General features: G+C 63.0%; 4 protein-coding genes and 1 pseudogene. 3 read left to right on the top strand and 2 right to left on the bottom strand.

All coding sequences use genetic code 11. The features are described from left to right. Nucleotides 1-416: 416 nt before the first annotated feature. Nucleotides 417-1,322 (bottom strand): LysR family transcriptional regulator, encoded by a 906-nt coding sequence (locus BM177_RS18925; protein ID WP_091686794.1) that lies wholly within the window; start codon nucleotides 1,320-1,322, stop codon nucleotides 417-419. A 108-nt stretch (nucleotides 1,323-1,430) separates the two neighbouring features. Between BM177_RS18925 and BM177_RS18920 the strand changes: the two genes are divergently transcribed. Continuing rightward, a complete protein-coding gene (locus BM177_RS18920) occupies nucleotides 1,431-2,990 on the top strand; it encodes a proton-conducting transporter transmembrane domain-containing protein (protein ID WP_091686791.1) in 1,560 nt (519 codons plus the stop codon). Between the two features lie 17 nt (nucleotides 2,991-3,007). Next, on the top strand, nucleotides 3,008-5,428 hold the full coding sequence (locus BM177_RS18915; RefSeq protein ID WP_091686788.1) for a YbcC family protein: 2,421 nt from the start codon (nucleotides 3,008-3,010) through the stop codon (nucleotides 5,426-5,428). 109 nt (nucleotides 5,429-5,537) lie between these two features. Here BM177_RS18915 and BM177_RS19780 read toward each other — a convergent pair. Further along, nucleotides 5,538-5,712: pseudogene (locus tag BM177_RS19780) on the bottom strand (IS3 family transposase); the annotation flags it as partial. A gap of 113 nt (nucleotides 5,713-5,825) precedes the next feature. Between BM177_RS19780 and BM177_RS20860 the strand changes: the two are divergent. Continuing rightward, a partial coding sequence (locus BM177_RS20860; RefSeq protein ID WP_483129301.1) for a transposase occupies nucleotides 5,826-5,995 on the top strand: 170 nt, incomplete at its 3' end.

Raw genomic sequence — 5,995 nt, 5'->3', positions numbered from 1 at the left:
ATAGCGACCGGGAGGATGACCTCCTCGACACCTTCTGCTACGGCGTCGCCATCGCTCTTGGAAATAGCGAAGGGTTTTAGCGAAACCTTGATCCCTGGGTCACCGCCTTGTCCGGGTCCACGCGCCCCCGTAAAGTAAACTTATCTACTTCAAGGCGTGCGAATGCCGGTTCAGCCTTCAGCCCGAATCTTCATTTCCTACTCGCGCAAGGACTGTCATCTCAACGAAGAGCGGCCAATCCGCCGGCTGGGCGTGACGCACCGGCAATTGCTGGGGAAATCGATCGTCCGGCGCTCAAGTCTTTGCAGGACGAGCCTTGCAAGTTCAGCGAATAGCGGCCTCAGTGAAAAATCTGGCCTTCAAGGATCACATCTCAGCGAAAATCAACACACCAGAGCCCTCGCCGCAAGGAGCGGTCAACGGATAGAAAGAGGGGCCTCGGGCCGCGCGTATCTGATCAGCAAGTCTCGAAGAAGCTGGTTCGGAAACCGGCGACTCTGAATGATGGCATAAAAGCTCTCGGTGAGTTGCGAGATTCGGCAATGCTCCACGAGTTCTCCGGATTCCAGCTCGTCACGCACGACGATCGGCGGCACGAGCGTCACGCCTTCTCGCTCACGGGCGAGCAGACGCAGCATGGCCATGTCATCGACTTCGGCCAGGATGATCGGCCGGATGCCGGCCAGATCCAGCAGACGGTCGAAGCCAACCCGGATGTCGCTGTCGAGGCTCGGAAGCAGGATTGGCTCACTGCGTAGATCCTCAGGAAAGCTAAATGGGTGTTTATTCGGTCTGGCGCGGCCGACCAGGCTGACGGGCTGCTGGTTGAGCAGGTGATTACGAAATGGCGCGCGGGCCTCTCGTTGGGCGGCGCTATTTGAAAGAACCACATCGATGGCGTGGGCTTCGAGCTGCGCCATCAGGTCGCGTGTAGTGCCGGATCGGACGATCAACTCCACATCTGCGCGGCCGACAAGAGGGCGCAGGAATTCAAGCTGGAAGTTTCGCGACAGGGTCGTGAGCGCGCCGATCCTCAAGACCTGGCGGTTGGCCAAAGGCCGCCCTTCGAGAGTGCTGATCAGCTCGTCGCCGGCCTGGAACACGGTGTCGGCATAGTCGAGCGCGATCTGGCCGGCTTCGGTCAGGACGAGCCGCTTGCCCACGCGCTCGAATAGCGGGTGACCCATTTGGTGTTCGAGCTTCTGGATCTGCACCGATAGCGCGGACTGCGACAGATTCAGGCGCTCAGCTGCTCGGGTGAGGCTGCCTTCATGCGCGACCGCCCAAAAATAGCGGAGATGGTTGAAGTTCAGGTTCTTCATATCGTTCTATAAAACAGAACGAAATAAAAGAAACAATGAATTTTTCATCGCCTAGCCCAGCAGGTACCTTTTTCTCCGACCCGTAAGGTGCATTTAGGGGGATAGCCTTTGTTAATCGATCTTTTGCCGTTGTTGGCGCCTGCTGCGCTGTTTCTGATCGCCGCCGTTGGATTCCTGAGCCGCAGCCGACGGACCCGCAACCGTCTGCGGCTGGCTGAAGCTCCGACGCTGGTTGCCATCTTGGTTGCGGTGGTCTCGGCGGTGGTGCTTGTCCTGCACGGGCCCGCGGACAGCCGTCTCATCGGGCTCGGCGGCGTTGGATTGTCGGTTCGGATCGATGCCATTAGCGTCACGATGTCCCTCCTGGTCTCGTTCATCGGCTGGGTCGTGGTGCGTTACGCCGGGACGTATCTGGACGGTGAGGCGAGGCAGGGCGCGTTCACAGGCTGGCTCTGCATGACGTTGGCCTCCGTGCTGCTCTTGGTGGTGTCAGGCAATCTCGTGCAGCTCGTTCTAGCCTGGGTCGCCACGAGCCTCTTCCTGCACCGGCTTCTGCTTTTCTATCCGGACCGCATCGAGGCCCAGCGCGCGGCAGCGAAGAAATTCGTCACGGCGCGGATTGGCGACGTGGCGTTGATCAGCGCGGGGGTGCTGCTGATGCTGGCCTATGGCACGACCGACATTGCGGCCATCCTGACCGCCGCCCGTGCGTGCAGCGGCGGCGGCTTGGCGATCGCGGCGTCGGGCTTCCTGGCGGCGGCGGCACTTTTGAAATCAGCACAGTTTCCGACGCATGGCTGGCTGACCGAGGTGATGGAAACCCCAACACCCGTCTCGGCGCTTCTGCACGCGGGCGTCATCAATGCCGGTGGGTTTCTGCTGATCCGCTTCGCTGACGTGATGTTGCTGGCCCCGGGCGTGCTGGCGGTTCTCGTGGTGATCGGCGGCTTTACGGCTCTATTCGGTGGGTTGGTGATGCTCACTCAGCCCGCGGTGAAGACCTCACTGGCCTGGTCGACCGTCGCCCAGATGGGCTTTATGATCCTGGAGTGCGGGCTTGCGCTGTTTCCGCTGGCTTTGCTGCACATTGTCGCCCATTCGCTCTACAAGGCTCATTCCTTCCTGGCTTCCGGCGGTGCGGTCGAGTTGATCGCCGCTAAACGGAGACCCGGCCCCGTGGCCATTCCCAAGGCCGGCGCCGTCGGGCGGGCCTTCCTGCTGGCGCTGGCGATCTATGCGGTCGTCGGGTTCGGTTTCGGCTTCCAACACAAGTCGCCCCAAGCCATCGCCCTGGGCGCGATCCTGATCTTCGGCGTCGCCTACATGCTCGCTCAGGGATTGGCGGACGCGGCGCCCAAGGCCTTGACCCAACGCACGATCGTCTACGCCGTCGCCACGTCCTTCAGCTATTTTGCGCTTCAGGCCTTCGCCGTCTGGCTGACGGCGGGCGTGTTGCCTGCCGCGCCTGCGCCTGGTCCGCTGCAATGGGCGCTGATCGTGCTCGCGGTGATTAGTTTCGGCCTCGTCGCCATCGTCCAGGCGATGTTCCCGCTTTGGGCCTACCATCCGGCCGCGGCGGGGCTGCGCGTGCATCTCTCGAATGGCTTCTACGCCAACGCGGTGTTCGACCGGCTGCTCCGCGGCTGGCGGCTTCGCAACGCAACCTGATTTCCTCCGAGGAAAAAATGATGAATGTAGAGACTTCAAGCGGGCGCGATTCCCTGGAACTGGACGCCGCTATCGATTGCGCCGCTCGAGCCATACCACCGGTCTGGCCGTTGGCGTCGAGCGTCGCGGTCAATCCATTCCTCGGACAGACCCATGAAAGCCTCGCCACAGTAGGCGCCCGTCTGGAACGTGTCGCGGGAGCCTCCGTCGCCATGCCGCGAAGCTGGTACCAGGAGCGGATCGTCAGCGGCGTCATCACCGATAGGGATTTATCGGACGCTCTGGCGAGCGCATCGTCAGCGTTTCGCCCCGCTGACCTCGCGGCTCTGAAGTCCGCGGCGCTTGCATCGACGCCCGCGATCAGTGCGGTTCCGACAATCGCCGACCTCGCCGCGGAGGCCTCGGGGATCGATTGGCCGGGGCTGATCGCCGAGCGTTTCGGCAGCTGGGCGGCAGGATACTTCGACGAAGGACAGGCGCTCTGGGCCGCGCCGCGCGCCAAAGGCGCCTATGGCGCCTGGCGCGCCGTCGCGACCCACGATCTGACGCCCGAGATTGCCGGTCTTTCAGGTTTTGCGACCCACGTCTCGGAGGCGCCGGAACATGCGCCGGAAGCGATCGCGAGCGTGGCGCAGCGCATTGCGCTACCGGCCGAGGCTCTTGAGACCTATTTTCATCAAATGCTCATGACGCTGGGCGGCTGGGCGCAATACGCCCGCTACCGGCTCTGGCGGGCGGAACTCGGCGAAGGCAATGACGAGACGATCACCGATTTTCTAGCGATCCGCCTGATCTGGGAAGCGGCTCTGTTCAACCGGTATGAGGACCAGATCTGCGTTCGGTGGGGGGTCGTTGTCGCCTCCCATGCCTCGCCTGTCATGCCGACCGCCGACCATGTCATCGACGCCATATTGCAGGAAGCGTCGGAACGCGCGGCGCAACGGATCCTGGCTGAAACGCTCGCCGCGCCGAGAAATGGGTCGGCGGAAAGCCGTCCTGCGCTCCAGGCCGCCTTCTGCATCGATGTGCGATCCGAGGTTTTCCGGCGCGCGCTGGAATCCGTAAACCCGGACATCCAGACCCTGGGGTTCGCCGGCTTCTTTGGGCTGACGGCGTCGCATCGGTGCTTCGCTTCGGACGTCAACGAACTTCGGCTGCCCGTGCTCCTGAATCCCGGCCTGACCACCTGCTCGGGCGGGCCGCAAGACGCTGCGGCAGATCAGTCGGCGCGGTTCAAGGCCCGCGCCAAGCGGGCCTGGGGCCGGTTCAAGCTCGCGGCCGTGTCGTCCTTCGCCTTCGTCGAGGCGTCGGGACCGGTCTATGCCGGTAAGCTCGTAAGCGATGCGCTGGGACTGCACGGCACGCCCGCGCCGAACGATCCTGCCCCCCGTTTTGATCCAGCTCTCGATCTCGCCACGCGAACCAAAGCAGCCGAGACCGTGCTGCGGGCCATGTCGCTGACAACCAGTTTCGCAAGGCTCGTGCTGTTGGCCGGTCACGGCGCAAACGTGGTCAACAACCCCCATGCCAGTGGGCTCCATTGCGGGGCCTGCGGCGGCTATTCCGGCGAGGTCAATGCGCGGCTGCTTGCAGTGCTGTTGAACGATCCCGAGGTGCGCAGGGGCTTGGTTCCTCAAGGGATCGAGATTCCGGCCGACACCTTGTTCCTCGGCGCTTTGCATGACACGACGACCGACGCTGTCACGCTCTATTCCGGCGACTGCCCGTCGGCGGCCCATGTCCCTGACTTGAACAACGCAAGAACCTGGCTCGCCGCCGCGGGCAAGATCGCGCGGGGAGAACGCGCTCTGCGCCTGCCCCGTGCGGCAGGAGAGGGCAGCCTCGCCAGGCGCAGCCGCGATTGGGCTGAGGTGCGGCCCGAATGGGCCCTGGCCGGGTGTAAAGCATTTATAGCGGCGCCCCGTCGGCGCACGGCGGGCAAGACCCTCGAAGGGCGCGCCTTCCTTCATGACTATGACTGGAAGATCGACAGGGGCTTCGGCGTGCTGGAGCTGATCTTGACTGCGCCCGTGGTCGTCGCGAGCTGGATCAGCCTGCAATATTACGGATCGACCGTGGCGCCCAAGCTCTTCGGCGGCGGCAACAAGCTCCTGCATAACGTCACCGGCGGCATGGGTGTCGTCGAGGGTAATGGAGGCCTGTTGCGCGCCGGTCTGCCCTGGCAATCTGTCCATGACGGCGAACGCTACGTCCACGAGCCCCTGCGTCTGTCCGTCTGCATCGAAGCGCCGCGCGAAGCGATGACCGAGATCCTGAAGCGGCATGACAGTGTTCGCGCGCTGTTCGATAATCGCTGGCTACACCTCTTCGCCCTCGACGAGGCCGGCCAGATGGCCTGGCGCTACGCCGGCGATCTCCAATGGTCCGCGATGAATGTCGGATCCGACCCGGGGATCCCTTTGAAGATGGCGGTCTGAGCCGAGTGAGACTGATGAAATTGAGACCTCGAGTGCCAACGGCGCGTCAGCGTTGGGAGGTGGGGCGGCCGGGGATGTTTGGCCTGCTGCCGGTTTCGTGGACAGGCGATTAGGCTAACCCGACCTTCCTTTCGAACTCAATCGGGCTGACATAGCCGATTGTCGAATGTCTCCGGGTCGCGTTGTAGAACCGCGAATATGTCGGCTCTCGCAGCATCGCGCGTCCGGTAAACCTTGCGGCGGATTCTCTCCGTCTTGAGAGACGAGAAGAAGCTCTCCACTGCGCCGACCAGGTGGCGTTTTTCTATCTCGGAGAAATGATCGAGATTGGCTCGACTGCGCAGATTGAACCGCGCCGGGTTTGCCGGAGGCTCCAACTTCCAAATAGGACGGAGCGATGACGAGCAAAAAGACGAACAAGTTCTCCGCCGAGGTCCGCGAGAGCGCCGTGCGATTGGTGCTGGATCAAGAGGGCGATTACCCTTCGCGCTGGACGGCCTGCCAGTCGATTTCCGCCAAGATCGGCTGCTCGGCGCACACGCTGCTTGACTGGCTGAAGAAGGCTGA

It is taken from the genome of Methylocapsa palsarum, from assembly GCF_900114285.1.
Classification (GTDB): Bacteria; Pseudomonadota; Alphaproteobacteria; order Rhizobiales; family Beijerinckiaceae; genus Methylocapsa; species Methylocapsa palsarum.
Note: the sequence above shows the minus strand (reverse complement) of the source record. Positions and strands in the feature narration are given on the sequence as shown.

What these genes read in the sequence shown, in the direction of transcription:
- BM177_RS18915 (WP_091686788.1), top strand. Translation starts at nt 3,008, where the DNA reads ATGATGAATGTAGAGACTTCAAGCGGGCGCGATTCCCTGGAACTGGAC.
- BM177_RS18925 (WP_091686794.1), bottom strand. Translation starts at nt 1,322, where the DNA reads ATGAAGAACCTGAACTTCAACCATCTCCGCTATTTTTGGGCGGTCGCG.